The organism is Leucobacter sp. (assembly GCF_053528595.1).
On sequence record NZ_JAIVPF010000088.1, the window covers coordinates 1 to 22743 of the forward strand.

Consider the following 22743-nt stretch of genomic DNA (forward strand, 5'->3'; position numbering starts at 1 on the left):
AGGAACGCCGCCATCGCCTCACGCGTCACCGCACGCTTCGGCGCGAACGACCCATCCGCATTCCCCGTCGTGATCCCCTCACCCGCAAGCCACGAGATATCCCCGTAGAACCGATGCGAACGCGGCACATCCGAGAACGAGCGGGTCGAGAGACCGTCCACGACGCCGACGCGCGCGCCCGCGGGCGCCTCGGCGGAGGCGACGACCGGGGCCGTGGCGACGACACCCGTCGCGATGAGGACCGCGCCGAGCAGCGCGCCCAGCGCCCGCATCCGTGGGCGTCTCCGGTCCGGGGCCGTTCCGCTGCTCGTACCGCGCATGACTCTCGCTCTCGCTCTCGCTCAACGGCTCCCGCCGGCTCCGGATCCGACCAGAACTTCAACATCATATCTAGATAAGGTTCCCCTTAGAAAGATCTGATGTTAAGGTGATCCCGTCGGTTCCTCATTCGCCGGCAGCAGTAGATGACTCAAAGCACGAATGGCCGCTGTCCCGAGGGACAGCGGCCATTCGTGTGCGCTCGCGAATCTGCGCTCAGGCTCCGGAGCGGTCCTCCGGCAGGGCGGGGGTGGAGGCGGGCGGGCGGCGCAGGCTGCCGGATCCGCCGGCCTCGAATGCGGCGGCGTACCCGAGCAGCTGCGGATCCGAGTAGCCGGCGCCCGCGAAGGTGAGTCCGACCGGCATGCCGATATCGCTCATGACCCCCATGGCCACCGTGACCGTCGGGATCCCCAGGTGCCGCAGCGCGTAGTTGCCATTCGAGAAGAACACGCCGTTCGACCACGCGTGGTCGGCGGCGGCGGGATCCCGCTCGGCATCCTCGCGCCCCGCATCGGCGTTCGCCGGGAACACGACGCCGTCGAAGCCCTGCTCGGCGAGCCAGTCCTCGAAGAGCCGCTCGCGCAGCTGCACGAGCGCGCGCAGGCCGTCGGCGAAGTCGGCGCGCTCGCGCGGATCGGGGATCCCCGCCTTCGCGTACGCCACCGTCGCACGGTAGCGGTTGGGGTAGTCGTCGACCTCCTCGTAGCGATCGGGCAGGGTGCCGGGGGGCTGGGGGAAGATCCGGTCCGGATCAACCTCTGCGAGCGACGAGTAGATCGGAGCGGGGATGTCCTCCGGGCTTCGCCCCGAGCGGCCGGCCGCATTGGCCTTCAGGAAGTCGTCCCAGCCGAACGCGAGGAAGTCGGTGAACTCGGTGTCCATCCACCCGTCGGGCAGCACGCCCAGCGCGCCCACGTTCTCCTGCCCCGGGCGGTCGCCCTCGTACTGCTCGATGAGCGGGAAGCCGGTCACCACGACCTCCGCGCCCAGCTCTTCCAGGCGCGTCCTCGCCTCTTCCCAGAGGGCGAGCACCGACGGCCGCACGGCGATCGGGAAGGCCGGATCCTCGCCGAGATACATGCGTGGGGCCGCAAACCGCTTGCCCCGCAGGGGCAGGGGATCCTCGGCGCCGGAACCGAGCACCTCGAGGTAGGAGGCGGGTCGATGCTCGCTCGGCTTCGGCAGTTCCACCGCCGCTTGGTTGCGCCAGAAGTCTCCGCGGGTGATCGGATCGTCCTGCACGAGCACGTCGAGCAGGCGCAGCATGTCGGGCATGGAGCGGGTGTGCGGCACGACGACGTCGCGGGCGGGGAACAGCGGCCAGTTGCCGCGGATGCTCAGGATCCCCCAGCTCGGCGTGTAGGCGCAGAGACCGTTGTTGGAAGCGGGGCTGCGGCCGGACGACACCGTCTCCTCCCCCATGCCGAACACCGCGAGGTTCGCCGCGGTCGAGACGCCGGATCCGTTGGACGATCCGGAGGCGTAGGCCGCGGCGAGGTAGTCGCGGTTGTACGGGCTCTCGGCGCGTCCGTACACGCCGCGCTGCATCCCGCCGTCGGCCATGGGCGGCATGTTGGTCTTGCCCACGAGCACCGCGCCGGCCTCGCGCAGCTTCGCGACGGAGAAGGCGTCCCACTGCGCCACGAGATCCTTGAACGCCGGCGACCCTGACGCGACGGTGAGTCCCTCGACCATGTACGAGTCCTTCACCGTGAACGGCACGCCCTCCAGCGCCCGCGGGCTGCCCTCGCGCCAGCGCCGATCAGACTCCGCCGCCTCCTCGAGCGCCGCGGGGTTCGGTACGATCACCGCGTTCAGCCCGTCCGGGCCGCGGTCGTAGGCCTCGATGCGCGCCAGATAGCGGCCGGTGAGCCAGGTGCTCGTGATCTCGCCGCGTCGGAACGCCTCGAGCACCTCCTCGATGCTCGCCTCGATCAGTTCGAACGCTCCGGTGCGATCGCCCATGGATTCCTCGTCTCTCTGCTCCGGTCGCCCGGCGATCGATCTCCGCCCATTGCCTCGATCGACGCCCACGACGTATCCTGAAAATAGTTTCAGTTGCGAACGCCCGGGTGTCAAGTGCCCGGACGGATCATCGGCTGCGAAAGGGGCTGCGGTCATGGCGAACGACACGAGGGAGCGCATCCTCGAGGCCTGCGAACGCGTCATCGCGCGCGCCGGGCTGCGGGGGTTCCGCATGGGCGACGTGGCGCGCGAGGCGGGGGTGTCGATCGGGCTGCTCGCCTATCACTTCGGCGACCGCGACGGGCTGCTGCAATCGGCGCTCGACCACGTCAACGAGAGCGCGGCCCGGCGCGCGGCCGTGCTCCCGGCTGGAGCCGCGGCGCCGGAGGCCCCGGGTGCATCCGACGCATCGGCGGGGGCCGGGGATCCCGGCGCGCCCCCGGTGGGCGAGCGCCTCGCCGCGCTGCTGTGCTCGGAGTTCGGCGACGACCCGCAGGTGCGCGCCGGGTCCACCGCGTGGAACGAGCTGCGCGCGGCCGCCGTCTTCGACGCCGACCGGGCCGCCGCGGTCGCGCGCTCGACCGCGGACTGGCAGCGCGCCGTGCGGGAGCTGCTCGGAGAGGCCGCTCCCCGCACCGAACCGGACACCGCCGCGCTGATCCTCACCGCCCTCGTCGAGGGGCTCTCCGGACGCTGGCTCACCGGCCAGCTCACCGCGCGCGAGGCGCAGGAGGCGGTGCGGGCGGCGCTGCGCGCCCAGGGCCTGCTCCCGACGGCCCGCTGAGCCGCGGCTCGATCCCGACCGCCCGCGCCCGGCGCGCCCGGTCCTCGACCACCCTCTGCAGGATCTCCCCCAGCCACTGGACCACCGGGGGGATCCTGCTGCGCTGCGTCACGAACATCACGCGCCGCTCACCGAGGTCCTGCACCGTGGGGCGCAGCACCACGTCGAAGTCCGTGTCGACGGCCGCCGCAGTCGTGAGAGCGCACCCCAGGCCCTCGGCGACCAGCCCGTGGATCATGGTGAGGTCGTCCGTGCGCATGAGCGCGCGCACGGGATGACCCATCGCGCGGCAGACCCGGCGCAGCACTCGGTCCGAGGCCTCGTCGTCGCTGCGGCTGCACAGCCACGCGACGTTCGCCAGCTGCGCGAAGTCGAGCGCCTCGCTCCGCGCCCACTCGCTCTCGCGGGCCACCATCACGCGGTACGGCTCCGACAGCAGCGTCTCGAGGGCGAGATCCGGCACCTCGAACGCCGGCTCGGCAGAGGCGTCGTAGATCAGACCGGCGTGCACCTCGCCGGCCCGCAGCAATCGCACCACCTCGGTCGGCTCGGCCTCGACCACCTCGACGCGCACCGAGGTGCGCTGCTGGAGCGCTGAGATCGCAGCGGGCAGCAGCCGCGATCCGATCGAGGCGAAGGCGCCCACCCTCAGCGTCGCGAGTCCGGCGTCGCGCTGATCCGCCACCGCCTGCTCGGCCCGGTCGAGGCGCTCGAGGATCCCCTCGACCTCCACCGCGAACTGGGCGCCGATCGGCGTCAGCCGCGTGCCCGAGCGGCCGCTCTCCACGAGCTTGGCGCAGAGATGCGTTTCGAGTCCGCGCAGGTGATGGGTCACTGTCGGCACCCCGTAGTGCAGCGCCTCGGCCGCGCGAGTCAGGCTGCCGTGCTCCCGGACCGCGAGCAGCACCCGGAACTGCTGCAGATTCATCATGGAATAGAGACTATGTCACAAATGATGAAAACCTGATATACCGCAGGGGTCCGAGGCTCCCTACGCTGAACCCATGTTCGCCCCCCGCCAATTCGAGAGCCCCTACGCCGACGCACTGCGTTCACTCGCCGAGCACGACTGGCAGCGCCTGCACGTCCCCGCCCATCAGGGCCGGGCCGACCACGCCCCGGGAGTCGCGCGGCTGGTGGGTGGAGAAGCACTGGGCATCGACTTCCCGATGCTGTTCAGCGGGGTCGATCAGGTCACCTGGCAGCTCTTCTCCCCGGGCCGCGCCACTCCGCTCATGCGAGCTCAGGAACTCGCGGCGGAGGCGTGGGGGGCGAGCCGGGTCTGGTTCCTGACCAACGGCTCATCGGGGGGCAACCACATCGCCACGACGGTCGCACGAGGCCTCGGCCCGGAACTCGTCGTGCAGCGCAGCGTGCACTCCAGCGTGATCGACGGCCTCACTCGCGTCGGGCTCTCCCCGCACTTCGTGCACGGCGCCATCGATGCCGGACTCGGCTCGTCGCACGGCGTCACCGCCGCTCAAGTGGAGGCGGCCCTCGCCGAGCACCCGGCGAGCACGGCCGTCTACATCGTCTCCCCGAGCTACTTCGGCGCCATCGCGGACATCGAGGCCATCGCCGGGGTGGCGCACGCCCACGGCGTTCCGCTCATCGTCGACGAGGCATGGGGCTCCCACCTCGGACTGCACGCGGACCTCCCGGCGAATGCCGTGCGCCTCGGCGCCGACCTCGTGGTTTCAAGCCCGCACAAGGGCACGGGATCCCTCACCCAGTCGGCCGTCCTGCAGCTCGGACACGGCGAGCACGCCGCCCGCATCGAGACGCTCGTGGATCGGGTGGTGCGCTCGTATCAGTCGACCAGCAGCAGCGCCCTGCTGCTCGCCTCGATCGACGAGGCCCGGCGCTTCATCGTGACCCGCCCCGACGTCGTGGAACGCGCGCTCCTGAGCGCGCAGGAGATCCGCGGACTGCTGGACGAGGATCACCGTTTCCGCGATGCGACCCCCGACCTCCTCGCCTCCCCCGACGTGGTGGCCGTCGACCCGTTCAAGATCGCGATCGATACCCGCGGCGCCGGCATCACGGGCGATGCGGCGCAGCACCTGCTGATTCGCGACCACCGCATCTACTGCGAGCTATCGACGCCATCGGCGCTCCTCCTGCTCGTCGGCGCGACCTCCCCGGTCGACGTCGAGAGGTTCTGGGAGGCGCTGACATCCCTGCCCCGGATCGACGGGGAACCCGGGCGGCCCACCGCCCTCCCCGCTGCGTGCTCGCGGGCCATGGGACTCGACGAGGCGTTCTTCGCGCCGGTCGAGGCGGTGCCCTACGACCGCGCGGCGGGGCGCGTATCGGCGGATTCCCTCGCCGCCTACCCACCCGGGGTGCCGAACGTGCTGCCGGGCGAGATCCTGAGCGAAGAGGTCGTATCGTTCCTCCGCGGCATCGCCGCGTCGCCCACCGGCTACGTGCGAGGAGCGATGGACGCGGCACTCCGGACATTCCGGGTCGTCGCCCGGTGAGGCGGGCCGCCGGGGCGCCGATGCGAGCCTCGGCATGCCGCACCTGCGGGGGCGGTGCGGACCGCTAACCCGAGGATCGTGCCGCGTCCCGGGCGGCCAATGCGAACCACAGACCCATCCTGATGTCCGGCGAGTCGAGGTCGGCGCCGAGGCGGCTCTCGATGCGGGCCACGCGTTTCACGAGGGTCTGCCGGTGGATGCCGAGCTGTCGCGCTGCCGGATCCCAGCGGCCGTGATGCGCGAGGAAGGCCCGGAGAGTGTCGATGAGCGCATCGTGCTGCCCGCTCGACTCGAGTTTCTCCAGAGGCGCGAGTGCGGTGGCGGTGAAGGTGGAGAGCGCCGCCGGCGGCGCGAGCCCGATGATCCGGTCGTAGTAGCGCAACTCGCGGAAGTGCACGATGTGCGTCTCGTTCCGGCGCCTGGCGTGCGAGAGGGCGAGAGCGGCCTGGTTGTAGGCGAGGTGCAGCTGCGAGAGCCGGGCCGGCTCGCCGATGCCGATCCGAATGGCGGTGCTCTCGAAGCGTTCCGACAGGCGCTCGAACTCCTGCTCGGTCTCAGCGCTGCTCACCGTGATCAGGGAGTAGACGCCCGGGAACGTCCGGTCCTGTACCGCGATGCTCGTGCCGCTGCGCGGCGAGAACACGTCGTGCAGTCTGCCGATCACGCTCTCCGGAGGCGTATTGGGGATCCAGACTCTGGCCAGCGTCAGCAGAATGCTCGGGCTCAGGCCGAGGCCGGCGGCCGCGTGCGAGAAGCGCTCCGGGGACGTATCGGGGTCGAGGAGCGTGTCTCCGAGGAGGTTGGCCGCCGCCATGCGCTGGGGGGACAGGCTGAGGCGCTGCTCGAGGACGAACGAGAGCAGCGACGCCGCGCTCGCGACGATCATCCGCTCGGAGGCGTCGGGCGGGGCGTGCTGGCCCAGGAGCAGCATGCCCCGCACTCGCCCGGGCGCGCCCAGCGGGTGGATCGAGATGTGCTTTCCGGTCCGATCCGAGACCGAGACGGCAGTGCCCGTCTCCCGCACCCGTTCCAGGTCGGGCAGCAGCGACGCATCCGTCAGCGCTGCGGCGGCCGGATAGGCCTCGAGCACCTGGCCGCTCGGGGCCACGACGCTCGCCCACCCGCCGGTGAGTTCGGCGAGGCGCGACACGAGTCCTCCGATCGCGTCCCCGGACAGCGCGATATGCGTGAGCTGCTGCTGCGCGCGGTAGGCGAGCTGGGTCACCCTGAACCGCTCCGCGGCCTGCTGAGCTGCGACGTACTCGGCGATCACGATGAAGGGGGTGTCGAACGGTATCTCGATGAGCGGCATGCCGAGCCGGTCGGCCCGCTCCCGCATCCGCTCCGGCACCGCGGAATGCATCCACGACTCCTCGCCGACGCCGAAGCCGATCCCCGCGATGCCGTGCTCGTGCAGCTTCTCGACGTACTCGACCATCGACTCGACCGAGCCGAGCCGTACCGCGGTGGTCAGCAGGAATTCGCCCCCCTGCACCCAGGGAGTCGGGTCCTGCACATCGCTCACGTGCACCCAGCGCACCTCGGAGTCCAGGCCCGCGGCTCCGGCGAGCAGAGAGAGGCCCGTATCGGGGATCTCCAGAATCGATCGGACGGTCACCTGCACGGCAACATCTTATACAGAAAAGTGTTTTCAATTCCTTCAGGTGTCGTGAATGTATATATCTCTGCATCATTGCGTCCCCTACGGTGGGGATCGAGGGCCCATCCCGGCCCGTCACGGCCACAGACCTGGAGGCAGATTTCAATGTCGAAAAACACACGCCGCTTCGCGCTGCTGGCAACAGCCGCCGCGCTCCTGCTCTCAGGTTGCGCCGTCGACGACTCGCAGAGCGGCGGTGCGAGTTCGAGCGAGGAGAGCGTCACGTTCGGCTGGCTCCTCCCTCAGACCGGTCCGATCGCCAGCCTCGGCGCACCGCAGATCGCGGCTCTCGAGCTCGCCGCTTCCGACATCAACGAGGCGGGCGGCGTCCTGGGCGCCGAGTTGAGCCTCAGCGGCGGCGACGAGGCCGGCGATCCCGCCGTCGCAGGTCAGGCCGTGGACCGCCTGCTCTCAGAGGGGGTGCCGGTGGTCATCGGCGCCGGATCCTCGTCCATCTCGCTCTCCGTCATCGACAAGATCACCGGGAGCGGCACGCTGCAGTGCTCGGGCATGAACACCACACCCGAGCTCAGCGAGTACCCCGACAACGGCCTCTACTTCCGCACCGTGCCCTCCGACGTCCTCCAGGGCGCGGTCCTGGCTCAGCGGATCGCCGACGACGGCGGCCAGAACGTCGCCATCATCTCGCGCAGCGACTCGTATGCGACGGGCATCGCCAACTCGACGGAGACGGCCATCACCGAGGCCGGCATGACCGTGGCGAAGCGCGTCGACTACGATCCGAACGCCACGAACCTCGACGCGGAGGTGCGCTCGATCGTCGCGGCGCAGCCCGATTCCATCGTCGTCTTCGCCTTCGACGAGGGCGCGAAGATCCTGCAGGGCCTCATCCAGGCCGGCGCGGGGCCGGCGGACGTCAAGCTCTACGGCACCGACGCGATGCCGATCTCCTCCCTCGCCGAGTCCGTCGACCCCTCCGACCCGGCGGTCCTCGAGGGCATGACCTTCACGCAGGCGTCCTCCGGCGAAGGCGGATCGTTCTCGGAGCGCCTGCTGCAGGAGAACCCCGATCTCGAGACCACGGCCTTCACCCCGTACTTCTACGACTGCGCCGTGCTGAGCGCCCTGGCCATGGAGCAGGCCGGGTCATCCGACCCCGCCGACTTCTCCCAGGAGCTGATCGCGCTCACCAACGACGGCGAGGAGTGCACGAACTACGCCGACTGCAAGGCCAGGATCGCCGAGGGCGCGGACGTGCAGTACGTCGGCGCGGCCGGGCCGCTGCTGTTCAGCGATGCCGGGGAGCCCACGACCGGTCTCTACGACGTGCTCGTGATGCAGGCCGATGGCGCCACCGAGACGGTCGACACCGTGCGCGAGCCGCAGAACCGATGAGCGCATCGAGTCCGACGAGGACCCTGGTACTCGGTGCGGGCCCGGAGTCGCCGAAGCGCCGCAGTCGGGCGACGGCTCGGATCCTCGCGGTCGGCGGCATCGTCCTGCTGCTCCTGGTCCTCGGCGCCATCACGCAGGGAGTCGGTCCCACACTGCAGAGCGCGATCGACGGGCTCCGTCTCGGTCTGGTGCTCTCGCTGATCGGCGTGGGCCTCTCGCTGATCTTCTCCACCACCGGCATCTTCAACTTCGCGCAGGGAGAATTCGCCACCCTCGGCGCCGGCGCGGCTCTGTTCCTCAACGCGGGACTCGGCCTGCCGCTCATCCCCGCCGCACTTGTCGCAGTGGCACTCGGAGCGGTCTTCGGCATCGCGAGCGAGAAACTGCTGTGGCGGCCGTTGAGAGCGCGAAAGGTCGGCACCATCAGCACCCTGGTCGTGGCCATCGGCCTGGGCATCGCGCTGCGCAACCTCTTCCTGGCGCTCATGGGAGGCAGCGGCCGGTCCTACACCGAATTCGCGGTGCAGAACCCCATCAGATTCGGCGGGGTGGACATCACCCCGAAGGCGCTCTGGTCCATCGTCATCTGCCTCGCCGCGCTCGGCCTCCTCGCGCTGTTCCTCAAACGCACCCGCTCTGGCCAGGCGATCCGGGCCGTCGCCGACGACCCCACCCTCGCCTCCGCGACGGGCATCGCGACCGGCAGGCAGCTGACCCTCGTCTGGGCGATCGGCTCGGCCCTCGCCGCACTCGGGGGTGTCCTGCTCGGCCTCGTCGAACAGGTGCGATGGGACATGGGCAATCAGCTGCTGCTGCTCGTCATCGCAGGTGTCACCCTCGGCGGGCTCGGCACCGTGCTCGGCGCGGTGATCGGCAGCGCACTCATCGGTATCGCGACGCAGGCCAGCACCCTCTGGATCCCAGCCGAACTGAAGTACGTCACCGCTCTCGCGCTGCTCGTGCTGATCCTGCTCATCCGTCCCCAGGGACTCTTCGGGCGGAAGGAGCGCGTCGGATGACCCTCTCATCCAGCCCGGTCATCGCGCCCATCGGAACGGAGGGCCCGTCATGGACGGCGTGAGCATCCTCATCGACGGCCTGCGGGCCGTCCTCGCCCCCACGTGCGCCGCATACGCGATCGCCGCGCTCGGGCTGAACCCGCAGTTCGGTTTCGCGGGTCTCATCAATCTCGGCTTCGCCGGCAGCATGGCAGCCGGGGCCTACGGGCTCGCGGTGACCGTGAGCCTCGGCGGCGGATTCTGGCTCGGGATCCTGATGGCGCTCTTCGCGGCAGGCGCGTTCTCACTGCTGGTGGCGCTGCCGACCGTTCGCCTGCGGGCCGACTATCTGGCGATGACCACCATCGCAGCGGCCGAGATCCTGCGTCTCGTACTCCGTTCCAGCTGGGCGCAGCCGCTCACCGGCGGCGTCTACGGCATCCAGCGCTTCGCGGATGAGTTCTACGCGCTCAGCCCCTTCCCCGCCAATCAGTATGCGCTCGGTCCCGTCATCGTCAGCGGTCGCACTCTCTGGCTGCTCGCCTTCGCGTGGGCGCTCGTCGCACTGATCGCGCTGGGGCTGTGGCTCCTGCTGCGCGGGCCCTGGGGGCGTCAGCTCGCAGGTGTGCGCGAGGACGAGTCCCTCGTGACGAGCTTCGGCAAGAACACGTTCCTGGTCAAGGTGCAGGTGATGCTGATCGGCGGGCTGCTGGGCGCCGTCGCAGGGGTCATCCTCGCCGTCGACCAGCAGAACGTCAACCCGGACAACTTCGCCGCGACCACCACCTTCCTGCTGTTCGCCATCGTGATCCTCGGCGGCAGGGCGAGGGTGTTCACCCCGATCCTGGGGGCCGCGGTGTTCTGGCTGATCATCTCGATGACCGACGGAGTGCTGCGTGGGATCGCGAATCTCTCGAGCGCGAGCGGGGGCTGGTTCGGACAGGAGCAGGCCGGTGCCATGCGCTACGTGCTCGTCGGAATCGTGCTCATCCTCGCGATCGTCTTCCGCCCGAACGGGCTGTTCGTCAGGAGCGGTGCTCCCCGGATGAAAGCGAGGGTGGCAGCGTGACGACGACGTTTCCCGACCCGATACTGACCGCGACCGCCGTGAGCCGCTCCTTCGGCGGCGTCACAGCCGTGGATGTCGCGGAGTTCGCGGTGCCGGCCGGCCGGCTCACGGGCCTCATCGGCCCGAACGGCGCCGGCAAGTCCACGCTCTTCAACATCCTCACCGGCTTCGAGCGAGCCGACTCCGGCTCCTGGAGCTTCATGGGAACGGACATTACCGGCGCGCCCGGCTACCGGATCGCCCGGTCAGGGCTGGTTCGCAGCTTCCAGCTCACGCGCCTCGTACCCGGCATGAGCGTGCTCGAGAACCTCCTGCTCGCCGCACCCGAGCAGCGCGGCGAGCGCCTCGCGCTCGCCGCGCTGTCGCCCGCGTGGCGCCCCCAGGAGCATGCCAACATCGCGCGCGCCGAGGCGCTGCTCGCTCGAGTCAGGCTGTTCGAGAAGCGCCACGAGGATGCGGCGGGCCTCTCCGGAGGTCAGCGCCGCCTCCTCGAGATCGCCCGGTCCCTGATGCTGGAGCCGAAGCTGCTGATGCTGGACGAGCCTCTGGCCGGCGTCAACCCGGCGCTGCGGGAGACCGTCATGCAGCACCTCGTGGAGCTGCGGGACGAGGGTCTCAGCATCCTGTTCATCGAGCATGACATGGATGCGATCATGAATCTCAGCGACTACGTGGTCTGCATGGGCGGCGGCGCGGTCATCGCCGACGGCACCCCGGCCGAGGTCGCCTCATCCGCCGCCGTCGTGGAGGCCTACCTGGGCAGGGGCGGCGCGGGGACGCCGCTCACCGTGCCGGGCGCTTCGATCTCGACCAGCACGGAACCGCCGAAGCTGGTCGTCGACGGCATCGTCGCCGGCTATCAGCCGGGGAACCCCATCATCAACGGCGTCTCGGCCGAGGTGCGTCCCGGCGAGATCGTCGCGATCATCGGGGCGAACGGGGCCGGCAAGTCGACGCTGCTGAAGGCCGTCGCAGGAGAGGTGCGGGTGAGCGAGGGCGAGATCGCTCTCGACGGCGAACCGATCGAGCGGCTCGCCATGCACCAGCGGGTCGATCGGGGGATCGGCTACGTCCCGCAGTCGAGCAACGTGTTCCCCAGCCTCACCGTGCTGGAGAACCTGCGCATGGGGGGCTACGCCCGGCCGAAGGAGACCGACGCCCGGATCGCGGAGGTGCTCGAGAGCTTCGAGGTGCTGGAACCCCTGCTCGGCCGTCTCGCCGGGTCGCTCTCGGGCGGTCAACGCCAGTCGGTCGCGATGGCTCGCGCGCTCATCGGCGGACCGAGGATCCTTCTGCTCGACGAGCCGTCGGCGGGTCTCTCCCCCTCTGCGCAGGAGCTCGCGTTCGAGCAGGTGCAGCGGATCGCCGAGTCCGGTGTCGGCGTCCTCATCGTCGAGCAGAACGCCCGCGAGTGCCTCGCCATCAGCGATCGCGCCTACGTGCTCGAGCAGGGACGCGTCGCACTCACCGGCACCGGCCCCGCACTGCTGCACGACGAGCGCGTCATCGAGCTCTACCTCGGGTCGTTGCGCGCCGGCAGCGGGACGGCACCGAACACGACCACCGATTCAGAAGGAGACTAGATGAACCACGCAGCAGGCAGCCCCCGATCCTTCGACCTCGTCGCCGTGCCCTACGACGGAGCGGCGACCCTCGGCTGGCCGGGGTCCCGCTACGCCCCGGGCAAGATCCGGGAGGCGCTCGGCTGGATGACGATGCGGGCCGAGAGCGGCCAGGTCTACTCGGTGGAGACGGAGGAACTCCGCCCTGCACCCGATCTCCGGATCGATCTCCCCGACGTGGATGTGGTGCCGCACGACCTGATGGCCACCCTCGACGCCGCGTCGACGGCGGTGTCCGACACGGTCAGGCACGGCCGAGTCCCGATCCTGCTCGGGGGAGACGACTGTCTGCTGTACGCCGGGGTCAAGGGACTGCACGATGCCGTCGCGGGATCGGTCGCCGTCGTGCACTTCGACGCCCACCTCGACCTCATGGATCACAATCGCAGGCAGGGCAGCTACAGCCAGTCGAGCGGCATGCGCCGCTCGCTGGAGCTCGACCGCGTCGACCACCGCCACACCATCCAGCTGGGCCTCAGGCACTTCAACTTCCCCTCCTCGCTCGAGTTCATCAGGCAGGCGGGGCCGGCCCAGATACCCGCCCTGGAGTTCTCGCGGATCGGGATCGAGGCGGCGGTGGAACGCATCCTCGATCGAGTGCGCCCGGCCGACCATCTGTTCTTCAGCTTCGACATCGACACGATCGACCCCGCCTACGCCCCGGGTGCGGGCGCGCACGAACCGGGTGGGCTCACCTCGCGCGAAGGCATCGAGCTCGTGAAGGCGCTCGCACCCTACGCCGACGGCTTCGCGGTGACCGAGGTCAATCCGATGACCGACCACAACGACCAGACCTCCAACCTCGCGGCCTACCTCTGCTACTACTTCGCGATGTTCGGCGGGGAGCGTCGGCGGGCATGAACGGCGTGTTCCGGCGACGGGAGGGCGCCCGCACCTACGGCTACGAGGTCGGGGTCGTCAGTCTCGACTTCGCCTCGCCGTTCATACCGGGGGACGTCGGGCATGCGGCGACCTTCGACGCACCGACCCTGTACCGGCACGTGCCCGGGCTCAGCGTGCCCGCGATCCTCGCCGATGCCGACCGCGGATTCGAAGGGGCCGTCGTCGCCGCGGCGGCGGCCCTCCGGGATGAGGGCACGGGGATCGTGACCAGCAACTGCGGCTTCATGATCCGCTACCAGTCGGCGGTCGCGGGGGCGCTTCCGGGAACGCAGGTGCTCCTGTCGAGTCTGCTGCAGCTGCCCATGATCGCGGCGATGCTGGGCGACACCGCGCCGATCGGCATCGTGACCGCGGATTCACGCGCCCTGACCGAGCCGTTCCTGCGCCGGGAGTTCCCGGGCGTACGGAGTCCCCTGCTGATCGCGGGCCTCGAGGAAGCGCCGAGCTTCCACTACACGATGTTCGGCCCGGGTGACGTACTCGATCGCCCCGCCATCGCCGAGGAGGTAGTGTCGGCCGCCGAGGCGCTGCGGCGGAGCGGAGCCGGCGCGATCCTGTTCGAGTGCGCCGCTCTGCCGGCCTACGCCGCCGAGACGCAGCAGCGCACCGGACTCCCCGTCTACGACTTCACGACGATGGTGGCCCTCGCGATGAGCGCCGGGCATCGCCGCCCGTTCTGAGGGGCGCTCCGCGTCCCACCGGGCATCGGCGACCGACAGGAAGACAAGAACGAGAAGCAAGGAGCAGTGCGATGACGTGGAAGGTGCTCGCGGGCTGGCACGCGGACGAGCGGGAGCTGACGAGGGTGCGCGAGGGACTCGGTCCCGGCGCGGAGGTGCGCGGCCTGTCCTTCTCCCCCGAACTCGATGTGCCCTACGGCGCGGAGCGGAGCGAATACCTGGCGAAGGCCGCCGACGCCGACGCGATCCTCACGTGGACGCTTCCCGACGAGGTGGTCGAGGCCGCCGCGCACCTGCGCTTCGTGGCGTGGATGCACTCCGGATGCGACCGTCTGCCTCTGAAGTCGATGGCGGAGCGCGGAATCCGCCTGGCAAATGTCCCGAACGCGCACCAGCCCGCCATCGCCGAGCACGCGTGGGCGCTCGTGCTCGCCTGCGTGAAGCAGACGGTGCGGAAGCACGCCGATCACGTCGCCGGCCGGTTCGTGCCCTACTGGAGGGACGGCGGTGTCGGAGGCGTGCTTCACGGCCGCACCATCACGGTCGTCGGTGCCGGGCAGATCGGGGCGCGTATCGCGGCGGTCGCCCGGGCGTTCGAGATGGAGGTGCGCGTCGTCCGCCGGAACCCTGCGACGACGACGCCGACCGCCGACCAGGTGTACGGCCAGGACGCTCTGCACGAGGCCCTGCGCGGAGCTGCCGTCGTGGTGCTGGCGGCGCCCTCGACCGACCTCACCCGGGGAATGATGGATCGCGCGGCGTTCGCGGCCATGGATCCGGGAGCCTGCCTCGTCAACATCGCGCGCGGCGACCTGGTCGTCGAGCGCGCGGTGTACGACGCTCTGACCTCCGGCGACCTCGGCGCGTTCGCCTCCGATGTCTGGTGGGACTACGAGGATGCGATGCCCCCCGGCCGGCATTTCAGCACCCCCTCTCGCCTCGGCGTGCACCGGCTGCCCGATGTGGTCGTGTCGGGCGACCAGGCCTCGAACGCCTATTTCGTCAGGGACGTCATGCTCGAGAGCGGTATCTCAGACCTGCGCGCCATGCTCGACGGCGGCCGTACCGACCATGAGGTCGACCTTCTGGCCGGATACTGACCGCCGCGCCGACCCGGCTCAGGCGAAGGCCGAGAGTCCCGTGATCTCGCGGCCGATGATGAGCGCCTGCACCGTCTCCGTGCCCTCGTAGGTGTGCAGCGCCTCGATGTCGGCGAAGTGCCGGGCGACGCGGTTCTCGAGCAGGATCCCGTTGCCTCCGAGGAGGTCGCGCGCGTTCGCGGCCATCGACCGTGCCGTGCGCGTCGCCGTGTACTTGCCGAGGGACGCGCCGGGGCCCGTCAGCTCCCCCGCCTCCTCGGCCCGGGTGAGCTGCATGAGCAGGGTCTGCAGCGAGGTCAGGCCGCTCAGCATCTCGGAGAGGCGCGCCTGCACGATCTGCGACGCCGCGAGCGGACGACCGAACTGCACGCGCTGCTTCGCGTAGTGCACCGCCGTCTCGTAGACCGCGAGGGCGTGTCCGAGGGCTGACCAGGCCACCCCGAGCCGCGTCGCCTGCAGCACCCTGGCGGTGTCCTTGAAGCTGTTGGCCCCGGGCATCCGCGCATCGGCGGGGAGTCGCACGCCGTCGAACTCGATGCTGGCCTGCCAGATGGCGCGCAGCGACACCTTGCCCTCGATCGTGGTGGCGAGGTAGCCCGGGGCGTCCTGCGGCACGAGGAATCCCTGCACCTGGCCGTCGTCGCCGCGCGCCCAGACGACGGCGATCTGCCCGACGCTGCCCGAACCGATCCACTTCTTGTGGCCGGTGAGCACGTAGCCGTCGCCGTCCGACTCGGCGCGGGTCTCGAGGCTCACCGAGTCGGAGCCGTGGGTGGGCTCGGTGAGCGCGAACGCACCGAGCTCGGTTCCGCGCGCCAGCGGCTCCAGCCAGCGCTCGCGCTGCTCGTCTGAGCCGCAGAGTGCGATCGAGCGCAGTGCGAGGCCGCCCTGCACGCCGGCGATCGTCGCGACGGAGCCGTCCCCGCGCGCCAGCTCCATCATGGTGAGGCTGGCTGCGAGCAGGCTCTGCCGCGGGAACCCGGGCACGTCGATGCCGTCGCGCAGCAGATCGAGCTCGCCGAGGCGACGGGCCAGATCGAGCGGGTAGTCGGCGCGGTCCCAGATGCCGGCGATGACGGGCCGCACCTCGTTCTGCACGAAGTCGCGGGCGCGATCTCGGTACGCGAGATCCTCCGCCGAGATCCCGCGGAACACCCCCGCGACGTCGGGGTCGAGCGGTTGCCACAGCTCGTACTCCGGCTCCTCGGTTCCCTGGCTGACGGCGGCGGGCCTGATGTGCGACATCGGAGATCCTCTCTGCGCCGTTCACGCACCGGCGCCTGTGGTTCGAGCATGCCTGAGACCCGGTCTCACGTCAAGTCCGACAATCCGGGAGCATCCGCACAGTTCGGCTTTCTAGAGCCGTTCTCGACCATGAAACCTAGTGTCAGAGCGTTCTCCTGTGCTAACTTCTGCGTATGGCCACCAAATCTCCCCGCGCCGCGGCGGCACCGGACAGCTCGACGGCCGCCATCCGCCGCCTCGCCGAGCGCGGCTACGACGCGACGACCGCGGAGGATCTCGCCGACGCCGTGGGCATGAGCCGCAGCACCTTCTTCCGCCGCTTCGGCAGCAAGGACGACGTCGTCTTCGCCGATCACGATCACGCGCTCGCGCAGCTCGAGTCCTTCCTCGCCACGACCGAGCTGCCCGCGGAGGAGGCGCTCGTGGAGGGCACCGCCGACGTGCTGCGGCTGCTGGTGCGCGACCCCGAGGCGGCTCGCCTGCGCTTCGATCTCATGCGGCACACCCCGTCCCTGCGCGACCGCGAGCTCATCATCACCCACCGGTACGAGCGCGTCTTCGCGCGCTACATCCGCGGAGCGCTGCAGCCGGGCAGCCCGGAATGGGCCTCCTCCGCGCTCGCGGCCTCGCTCGTGGCGGTGCACAACGCGGCCCTGCGCGACTGGCTGCGCGGACGGGTCGCCGATGCCCCGCGCACCGTGACGCGTGATCTGCGGCAGCTCGTCTCGCTCTACGAGCGCTGGCTCTCACCCGGTGCGGCGGAGGGACGGCCGCGCGTGCTCGTGGCCGTCTACGACGCCGCGGGATCGCCGGACGCCGTGCTCGGCGCGGTCGCGGCGCAGCTCGGCCGCGAGCAGTAGGCGACGTCCGGACCCTGCGATTCCGGCGCTGCGCGCCTCAGTGGCCGCGGTCGATCCACTCCTGCAGGTGCGGCTTCTCGGCGGCGACGGTGGTGGTGTCGCCGTGGCCGGTGTACACGACCGTCTGCTCGGGCAGCGTCAGCAGGTGCTCGCGGATCGAGTCGATGATCGTCGGGAAGTCGCTGTACGAGCGCCCCGTCGCTCCCGGCCCGCCCTGGAACAGGGTGTCGCCCGTGAACACCGCGCCGAGAGCGGGCGCGACGAAGCAGGTCGAGCCCGGCGAGTGCCCCGGCGTGTGCCGGGCCGTGAGCTGCACGCCCGCAACGGCGTAGACGTCGCCGTCGGCGATCTGGGCGTCGGGCTCCTCGTCGTGGACCGCATCCCAGAGCACGCGGTCGTGGGGGTTGAGGAACAGCGGCGCCCCCAGCAGATCGGCCGTCTCGCGCGCCGCGCGGATGTGGTCGTCGTGCCCGTGGGTGAGCAGGATCGCGTGCGTCTTGCGCGCCCCCACCGCCGCAGCGACCGCCGCAGCGTCGTGGGCGGGATCGATCACGATCACCTCGGCGTCATCCCCCACGATCCAGACGTTGTTGTCGACCTCCCACGTGCCGCCGTCGAGCGAGAAGGTGCCGCTCGTCACGAGCCGCTCGATGCGCGCCCCGGACCCGCCCTCCGCCATTGCCTCGACCCCGCTCACAGCTCCACCACCGATCGCAGCACGGTGCCGCCGGCCATCTTGCCGAACGCGGCCTCGACGTCGCCGAGCCCGATGCGCTCGCTCACGAATCCGTCGAGGTCGAGCCGGCCCAGCTTGTACTGATCGATGAGCATCGTGAAGTCGCGGCTGGGCAGGCAGTCCCCGTACCACGAGGACTTCAGCGAGCCCCCGCGGCCGAACACGTCGAGCAGCGGCAGCTGCAGCTGCATCTCGGGCGTCGGCACGCCCACGAGCACCACGCGGCCGGCGAGATCCCGCGCGTAGAACGCCTGCGCGTACGTCTCCGGGCGCCCGACGGCGTCGATGACCACGTCGGCCCCGAAACCGCCCGTCAGCGCGCGGATCGCCTCGACCGCGTCCTCCGAGCGCGAGTTGACGGTGTGCGTCGCGCCGAAGCGCTTCGCCTGCTCGAGCTTCGCGTCGTCGATGTCGACCGCGACGATGGTGGTCGCGCCCGCGAGCTGCGCACCCGCGATCGCCGCGGTGCCGACGCCGCCGCAGCCGATCACGGCCACCGACTCGCCCCGCTGCACCTCGCCCGTGTTGATCGCGGCGCCGATGCCCGCCATGATCCCGCAGCCCAGCAGGCCGACCGCGGCGGCGTCCGACTCCTCGTCGATCTTCGTGCACTGACCGGCCGCCACGAGCGTCTTCTCCGCGAACGATCCGATCCCCAGCGCCGGCGAGAGCTCCGTGCCGTCCTCGAGCGTCATCTTCTGCGTCGCGTTGTGCGTCGCGAAGCAGTACTGCGGCTGCCCCTTCCGGCACGCCCGGCACTGCCCGCACACGGCGCGCCAGTTGAGGATCACCCGATCCCCCACCGCCACCTCGGTGACGCCCTCGCCCACCACGGCCACGCGCGCCGTCGACTCGTGACCGAGCAGGAACGGGAAGTCGTCGCTGATGCCGCCCTGCTGGTAGTGGTAGTCGGTGTGGCACACCCCGCAGCTCAGCACGTCGACCACCACCTCGCCCGGCCCCGGATCCGGAACGATGATCGTCTCGATCGCCGCCGGGGCGTTCTTCTCGCGCACCACCACGCCCTGCACCCGATAGACCATGTGGGATTCCTTTCGAGAGAGTCTCCGCGTCGAGCCCGAACCTGAGAGGGCCCGCTCTCCTCCAGGGTATCGGTGGATCGCCGCGGCGGAGCCCGGGCGAACCACGGAAATCCCGAGGTTCGACCGCGGTATTTCCGAGGATCGAGCAGAGAGCGGCGGGAGCGGGCCGGAGACGGCGGGAGGGGTCCGGGTGCGGGCGGAGCGGATGCGTGGTGCCGCGCGGAGTGCCCGGCCGCCGCTCCCCCGTAGCATGGAGCGGTGGGCGGCACGCCGCCGATCGTCGAAAGGACCGTCATGACCCCCGAAGAGTTCCGCGCGCACGGGCATCAGCTCATCGACTGGATCGCCGACTACCGCGCGGGCCTCGGCGAGCTGCCGGTGCTGGCGCGGGTGCAGCCGGGCGAGGTGGCCGCGAGACTGCCGGAGTCCGCGCCCGAGACCGGCGACGGCGGGCGATCCCTCATCGAGGATCTCGACGGGATCGTGGTGCCGGGACTGTCGCTCTGGCAGCACCCCGGCTTCTTCAACTTCTTCCCCGCGAACAGCGAGCTCTCGTCGGTGCTGGGCGACATCGCCAGCGCCGGCCTCGGTGTCATCGGGCTCTCGTGGGAGTCGAGCCCGGCGCTCTCCGAGATCGAGCTGCGGGTGACCGACTGGGCGCGGCAGCTCTTCGGGCTCTCGGAGGACTGGCGCGGGGTGATCCAGGACACCGCCTCAACCTCCACGCTGCTCGCGCTGCTCGAGGCGCGCGAGCACGCGTCGCGGTTCTCGATGGCCGGCGGCGGCCTCGCGGCGCTCGACCGCCCCCTCGTCGCCTACATGTCCCGTTACGCGCACTCCTCGGTGCCGAAGGCCGCGCTGCTGGCGGGCTTCGGCACCGACCACATCCGCTGGATCGACACCGACGAGGCCTTCGCGATGCGTCCCGACGCACTCGCCGCGGCGATCGCCGAGGATCGCGCGGCCGGCCGCGTTCCGGCCGTGGTGGTGGCCACGTGCGGCACCACGACCACCACCGCGGTGGATCCGCTGGCCGAGATCGGCGGGATCGCCCGGGCGGAGAGGCTCTGGTTCCACGTCGACGCCGCGATGGCCGGCTCGGCGATGATCCTGCCGGAGTGCCGCCCGCTGTGGGAGGGCGTGGAACTCGCCGACTCGCTCGTGATCAACGCGCACAAGTGGCTCGGCGTCGCGTTCGACTGCTCGCTGTACTACGTGAAGGATCCCGCCCATCTGGAGCGCGTGATGTCGACGAACCCGTCGTACCTGCGCTCGGCCCACGACGACGACGTGACGAACCTGCGCGACTGGGGCATTCCGCTCGGCCGGCGCTTCCGGGCGCTCAAGCTCTGGTTCATGCTCAAGGCCGAGGGCGCCGAGGCGCTGCGGGTCCGCCTGCGCCGCGACCTCGCGAACGCGCGGTGGCTCGCCGAGCAGCTCGAGGCGGCGCCGGGCTGGCACGTGCTCGCGCCGGTGCACCTCCAGACCGTGTGCGTGCGACACGAGCCGGTCGGGCCCGACGGCGTCGCGCTGAGCGGCGAGGCGCTGGATCGGCACACGCGGGAGTGGGCGGAGCGGGTGAACGCGTCGGGACGCGCCTGGGTGTCGCTCTCGACGCTCGAGGATCGCTGGATGGTGCGCGTCTCGATCGGCTCGCTCGAGACCGAGCGTCAACACGTCGAGGCGCTGTGGCGCGAGATGCGGGCCGCGGTCGCGGGATAGCTCCGGGATCGGCGCGCCGTGCGCCGATACCGCCGCGAGCCGGCGCCCCGTGCCGGAACCGGCACCCGGGCGCTCAGTCCGACCAGCGATAGCGGCCCCCGCGCGCCGCGAATTCGGCGGCGACCGCCGCGCGCAGCTCGGCATCGGCGAGGTAGTCGACCGCGGCGGATGCCAGCGCGACCGCGGCGTCGGCCATCGCGTCGAACGCGTCGGGCTGCACCGTCCACTCGGCGAAGGCGGCGTTGTGCGGCTGCACGTCGCCCGGCCCGCCGAGGCCGATCAGCGGGTGCATGGCCGGGATGAACTGGGTGACGTTGCCCATGTCGGTGGATGCCCCGCCCGGTGGGGGAACCGGCGGCGACGGCGGAATCGTGCGTCCCCGTGCGGCGAGCGCGCCGGCCCAGCGCTTCGTGAGCTCGACGTTCGGTTCCAGCGGCAGATACGGCGGCACCGGATCGACCTCGATCTCGGCGCGGGTGCCGGTCGAGAGGGCCGCGCCCTCGAGCGCGGCGACGACACGATCGGTGAGCGCGCGCAGCGCGTCGATCTCGCCGGAGCGCACATAGAAGAGCGCCGAGGCCCGCTCGGGCACGACGTTGGGGGCCGCGCCGCCCTCGGTGATGATGCCGTGCACGCGGTCGATGGGCAGGATGTGCTGCCGCAGCTGGGCCACGGACTGATAGGCGGTGACGACGGCGTCGAGCGCGTTCAGGCCGAGCCACGGCGCCGCCGCGGCGTGGGCGGCCCGGCCGTGGTAGGTCACGGCGACCCGCCTCACCCCGGTGCTGCGCTGCCCGGACACCGGCGAGACGGTCGAACCGCTGCCCGGATGCACCATGCCCGCCGCGTCGACGTCGTCGAAGCCGCCCGCGCGGATGACGTGCTCCTTGCCGCCGCCGTTCTCCTCGGCGGGGGTGCCGATGAGCGACAGCCGTGCTCCGAGCCGATGGGCGATCGGGGCGGCGGCGAGGAACGCGCCGACTCCGATGCCCGCGATGATGTTGTGTCCGCACGCCTGCCCTACTCCGGGCAGCGCGTCGTACTCGGCGATGACCGCGAAGTGCGGGCCGTCCCCGGCGCCCACCGTGGCCCGCAGCGCCGTGTCGAGCCCGTAGGCCCCGATCTCGGGCTCCACGCCGTGGGCCGCCAGCAGCTCGGCCAGCTTCCGCACCGAGAGATGCTCCTCGAAGCCGATCTCGGGCTCCTCGTAGAGCGAGACCGCCAGCGCCTCGAGTTCGGGCCGCAGCGCGTCGACCGCGCGCCCGATCTCGTCGGCGGCCTCCTCCCCCGCGCCCGCGAAGCGAGACGGCGCGTCATCGGGCGGAGCCGGGGTCTCCTCGGCGCGCTGCCGGTAGGCGAGATAGACATCCCGTGGATCGCTCACGCGGGACCCCTCAGAGGCTCACGAGCTCGCCGCCGGGGCGGCGCAGCTCGAGTCGGTAACCGGGCGCGTCTCCCGCGACGACCTCCGCGGTGCCGTCGCCGAGGCCGAGGGCCTCGAGCACCTCGCGCAGCGGAGCGGGATCGGGTTCGACCCGCACGAACGAGACGAGCTCGAGCGTCGGGATGTCGCCGAGACCCGGCTGCTCGGTCGCGCCCCAGTCGATGAGGAAGGGCACGTCGAGCCGGGCGGCGCCCCCGGTGAGCCGCCACTCCAGCAGGTCGCCGGAGGGGGTGCGCCGCGACAGATCCCAGACGTCTCCCGGGTCGTAGCCGCGCTCGCGCGCGCCGGCGACGGTCGCGTCGATGTCGTCGGGGTGCACGGAGTAGGCCCGCACGCTCGGGCCCGCGAGGGCGTCGATCCCGAACGTCGACGGCGGCGCCTCGCCCGCGCGTGCGGGATCCGGCCCGATGAGCTCGATGTACTGCGGGCCCCGCTCGCCGCCGACGGTCAGCGCGACGAGCGCGTTGGCCGTGCCGGTGGGGTGCGCCCCGCCCAGAGCGGCGGTGACCCGGGTGCGCTCGGCGAACCACGCCACGAGCGCGTCGAGGTCGGGACCCGCGATGACGATGTGATCCAGGAGTCGTGGGATGCTCATGCTGAGAGTCCACCACAGACCCCCGACACGGCGCCGCCCGCCCGTCACACGCCGTAAAGCCCCGCGCGGCCACCGCCGGGGATCCCACCTCTTCTCTTCGCGCGTCAGTAGTTGCTGCCAAACCGAGGTTTTGCCGACAACTACTGACGCGCGAAGT

The 22743-nt window shown here is 71.0% G+C and carries 20 protein-coding genes; 11 read left to right on the forward strand and 9 right to left on the reverse strand.

Annotation, left to right across the window (positions count from 1 at the left end; genetic code table 11):
- The coding region (locus ACWKZU_RS17980; RefSeq protein ID WP_449283711.1) for an S-layer homology domain-containing protein at positions 1–272 on the reverse strand (272 nt) is incomplete at its 3' end.
- A 262-nt stretch (positions 273–534) separates the two neighbouring features.
- A complete protein-coding gene (locus ACWKZU_RS17985; RefSeq protein WP_449283712.1) occupies positions 535–2286 on the reverse strand; it encodes an amidase in 1752 nt (583 codons plus the stop codon).
- Positions 2287–2440: 154 nt separating this feature from the next.
- On the opposite strand from ACWKZU_RS17985, the gene ACWKZU_RS17990 reads away from it, so the two are divergent.
- Positions 2441–3070, forward strand: a complete 630-nt coding sequence (locus ACWKZU_RS17990) for a TetR/AcrR family transcriptional regulator (protein WP_449283713.1) — start codon at positions 2441–2443, stop codon at positions 3068–3070.
- Here ACWKZU_RS17990 and ACWKZU_RS17995 read toward each other — a convergent pair.
- Positions 2997–4001 (reverse strand): LysR family transcriptional regulator, encoded by a 1005-nt coding sequence (locus ACWKZU_RS17995; protein WP_449283714.1) that lies wholly within the window; start codon positions 3999–4001, stop codon positions 2997–2999. The two genes, ACWKZU_RS17990 and ACWKZU_RS17995, sit on opposite strands and share 74 nt — an antisense overlap.
- Positions 4002–4074: 73 nt before the next feature.
- Here ACWKZU_RS17995 and ACWKZU_RS18000 point away from each other — a divergent pair, with 73 nt between their 5' ends.
- The gene (locus ACWKZU_RS18000) at positions 4075–5553 is read left to right on the forward strand and encodes an aminotransferase class I/II-fold pyridoxal phosphate-dependent enzyme (protein WP_449283715.1); all 1479 of its coding nucleotides are present in this window, start codon (positions 4075–4077) and stop codon (positions 5551–5553) included.
- 64 nt (positions 5554–5617) lie between these two features.
- Here the strand turns inward: ACWKZU_RS18000 and ACWKZU_RS18005 are convergent, their stop codons facing one another.
- Complete coding sequence (locus tag ACWKZU_RS18005) at positions 5618–7177, reverse strand: PucR family transcriptional regulator (protein ID WP_449283716.1); 1560 nt, start codon at positions 7175–7177, stop codon at positions 5618–5620.
- Between the two features lie 141 nt (positions 7178–7318).
- Between ACWKZU_RS18005 and ACWKZU_RS18010 the strand changes: the two genes are divergently transcribed.
- The 7 genes from ACWKZU_RS18010 (at position 7319) to ACWKZU_RS18040 (ending at position 14941) form a co-directional block, all read left to right on the forward strand.
- A complete protein-coding gene (locus ACWKZU_RS18010) occupies positions 7319–8569 on the forward strand; it encodes an ABC transporter substrate-binding protein (RefSeq protein ID WP_449283717.1) in 1251 nt (416 codons plus the stop codon).
- Complete coding sequence (locus ACWKZU_RS18015; RefSeq protein WP_449283718.1) at positions 8566–9588, forward strand: branched-chain amino acid ABC transporter permease; 1023 nt, start codon at positions 8566–8568, stop codon at positions 9586–9588. Before ACWKZU_RS18010 ends, ACWKZU_RS18015 begins: the two co-directional genes overlap by 4 nt.
- 49 nt (positions 9589–9637) lie before the next feature.
- Positions 9638–10636 (forward strand): branched-chain amino acid ABC transporter permease, encoded by a 999-nt coding sequence (locus ACWKZU_RS18020; RefSeq protein ID WP_449283719.1) that lies wholly within the window; start codon positions 9638–9640, stop codon positions 10634–10636.
- The gene (locus tag ACWKZU_RS18025; protein WP_449283720.1) at positions 10633–12219 is read left to right on the forward strand and encodes an ATP-binding cassette domain-containing protein; all 1587 of its coding nucleotides are present in this window, start codon (positions 10633–10635) and stop codon (positions 12217–12219) included. Before ACWKZU_RS18020 ends, ACWKZU_RS18025 begins: the two co-directional genes overlap by 4 nt.
- Positions 12220–13119: an arginase family protein gene (locus ACWKZU_RS18030; protein ID WP_449283721.1), complete on the forward strand. Its 900-nt coding sequence runs from the start codon at positions 12220–12222 to the stop codon at positions 13117–13119. It begins immediately after the preceding gene.
- The gene (locus tag ACWKZU_RS18035; protein ID WP_449283722.1) at positions 13116–13841 is read left to right on the forward strand and encodes a hypothetical protein; all 726 of its coding nucleotides are present in this window, start codon (positions 13116–13118) and stop codon (positions 13839–13841) included. The genes ACWKZU_RS18030 and ACWKZU_RS18035 overlap by 4 nt, the downstream gene beginning before the upstream one ends.
- Before the next feature lie 71 nt (positions 13842–13912).
- Positions 13913–14941 carry an NAD(P)-dependent oxidoreductase gene (locus ACWKZU_RS18040; RefSeq protein WP_449283723.1) on the forward strand — a complete coding sequence of 343 codons (1029 nt, stop codon included), beginning with the start codon at positions 13913–13915 and terminating at the stop codon, positions 14939–14941.
- A gap of 18 nt (positions 14942–14959) precedes the next feature.
- Here ACWKZU_RS18040 and ACWKZU_RS18045 read toward each other — a convergent pair whose 3' ends face one another.
- Complete coding sequence (locus ACWKZU_RS18045; RefSeq protein ID WP_449283724.1) at positions 14960–16186, reverse strand: acyl-CoA dehydrogenase family protein; 1227 nt, start codon at positions 16184–16186, stop codon at positions 14960–14962.
- Between the two features lie 173 nt (positions 16187–16359).
- Between ACWKZU_RS18045 and ACWKZU_RS18050 the strand changes: the two genes are divergently transcribed.
- A complete protein-coding gene (locus ACWKZU_RS18050; RefSeq protein WP_449283725.1) occupies positions 16360–17046 on the forward strand; it encodes a TetR/AcrR family transcriptional regulator in 687 nt (228 codons plus the stop codon).
- 37 nt (positions 17047–17083) lie between these two features.
- Here ACWKZU_RS18050 and ACWKZU_RS18055 read toward each other — a convergent pair whose 3' ends face one another.
- Together ACWKZU_RS18055 and ACWKZU_RS18060 are read right to left on the reverse strand one after the other, a co-directional pair.
- Positions 17084–17725 carry an MBL fold metallo-hydrolase gene (locus tag ACWKZU_RS18055; RefSeq protein ID WP_449283751.1) on the reverse strand — a complete coding sequence of 214 codons (642 nt, stop codon included), beginning with the start codon at positions 17723–17725 and terminating at the stop codon, positions 17084–17086.
- Positions 17726–17739: 14 nt separating this feature from the next.
- On the reverse strand, positions 17740–18825 hold the full coding sequence (locus ACWKZU_RS18060; protein WP_449283726.1) for an S-(hydroxymethyl)mycothiol dehydrogenase: 1086 nt from the start codon (positions 18823–18825) through the stop codon (positions 17740–17742).
- A gap of 294 nt (positions 18826–19119) precedes the next feature.
- Between ACWKZU_RS18060 and ACWKZU_RS18065 the strand changes: the two genes are divergently transcribed.
- Positions 19120–20547: a pyridoxal phosphate-dependent decarboxylase family protein gene (locus tag ACWKZU_RS18065; protein ID WP_449283727.1), complete on the forward strand. Its 1428-nt coding sequence runs from the start codon at positions 19120–19122 to the stop codon at positions 20545–20547.
- Positions 20548–20620: 73 nt separating this feature from the next.
- Here ACWKZU_RS18065 and ACWKZU_RS18070 read toward each other — a convergent pair whose 3' ends face one another.
- Complete coding sequence (locus ACWKZU_RS18070; protein WP_449283728.1) at positions 20621–21931, reverse strand: amidohydrolase; 1311 nt, start codon at positions 21929–21931, stop codon at positions 20621–20623.
- Between the two features lie 10 nt (positions 21932–21941).
- Positions 21942–22586: a VOC family protein gene (locus tag ACWKZU_RS18075; RefSeq protein WP_449283729.1), complete on the reverse strand. Its 645-nt coding sequence runs from the start codon at positions 22584–22586 to the stop codon at positions 21942–21944.
- Between the last annotated feature and the right edge of the window lie 157 nt (positions 22587–22743).

Coding starts and splice junctions, on each gene's coding strand:
- ACWKZU_RS18045 (WP_449283724.1), bottom strand. CDS start 16,186: ATGTCGCACATCAGGCCCGCCGCCGTCAGCCAGGGAACCGAGGAGCCG.
- ACWKZU_RS18020 (WP_449283719.1), top strand. CDS start 9,638: ATGGACGGCGTGAGCATCCTCATCGACGGCCTGCGGGCCGTCCTCGCC.
- ACWKZU_RS17995 (WP_449283714.1), bottom strand. CDS start 4,001: ATGATGAATCTGCAGCAGTTCCGGGTGCTGCTCGCGGTCCGGGAGCAC.
- ACWKZU_RS18000 (WP_449283715.1), top strand. CDS start 4,075: ATGTTCGCCCCCCGCCAATTCGAGAGCCCCTACGCCGACGCACTGCGT.
- ACWKZU_RS18075 (WP_449283729.1), bottom strand. CDS start 22,586: ATGAGCATCCCACGACTCCTGGATCACATCGTCATCGCGGGTCCCGAC.
- ACWKZU_RS18010 (WP_449283717.1), top strand. CDS start 7,319: ATGTCGAAAAACACACGCCGCTTCGCGCTGCTGGCAACAGCCGCCGCG.
- ACWKZU_RS18035 (WP_449283722.1), top strand. CDS start 13,116: ATGAACGGCGTGTTCCGGCGACGGGAGGGCGCCCGCACCTACGGCTAC.
- ACWKZU_RS17985 (WP_449283712.1), bottom strand. CDS start 2,286: ATGGGCGATCGCACCGGAGCGTTCGAACTGATCGAGGCGAGCATCGAG.
- ACWKZU_RS18030 (WP_449283721.1), top strand. CDS start 12,220: ATGAACCACGCAGCAGGCAGCCCCCGATCCTTCGACCTCGTCGCCGTG.
- ACWKZU_RS18055 (WP_449283751.1), bottom strand. CDS start 17,725: ATGGCGGAGGGCGGGTCCGGGGCGCGCATCGAGCGGCTCGTGACGAGC.
- ACWKZU_RS18015 (WP_449283718.1), top strand. CDS start 8,566: ATGAGCGCATCGAGTCCGACGAGGACCCTGGTACTCGGTGCGGGCCCG.
- ACWKZU_RS17990 (WP_449283713.1), top strand. CDS start 2,441: ATGGCGAACGACACGAGGGAGCGCATCCTCGAGGCCTGCGAACGCGTC.
- ACWKZU_RS18050 (WP_449283725.1), top strand. CDS start 16,360: ATGGCCACCAAATCTCCCCGCGCCGCGGCGGCACCGGACAGCTCGACG.
- ACWKZU_RS18040 (WP_449283723.1), top strand. CDS start 13,913: ATGACGTGGAAGGTGCTCGCGGGCTGGCACGCGGACGAGCGGGAGCTG.
- ACWKZU_RS18060 (WP_449283726.1), bottom strand. CDS start 18,825: ATGGTCTATCGGGTGCAGGGCGTGGTGGTGCGCGAGAAGAACGCCCCG.
- ACWKZU_RS18065 (WP_449283727.1), top strand. CDS start 19,120: ATGACCCCCGAAGAGTTCCGCGCGCACGGGCATCAGCTCATCGACTGG.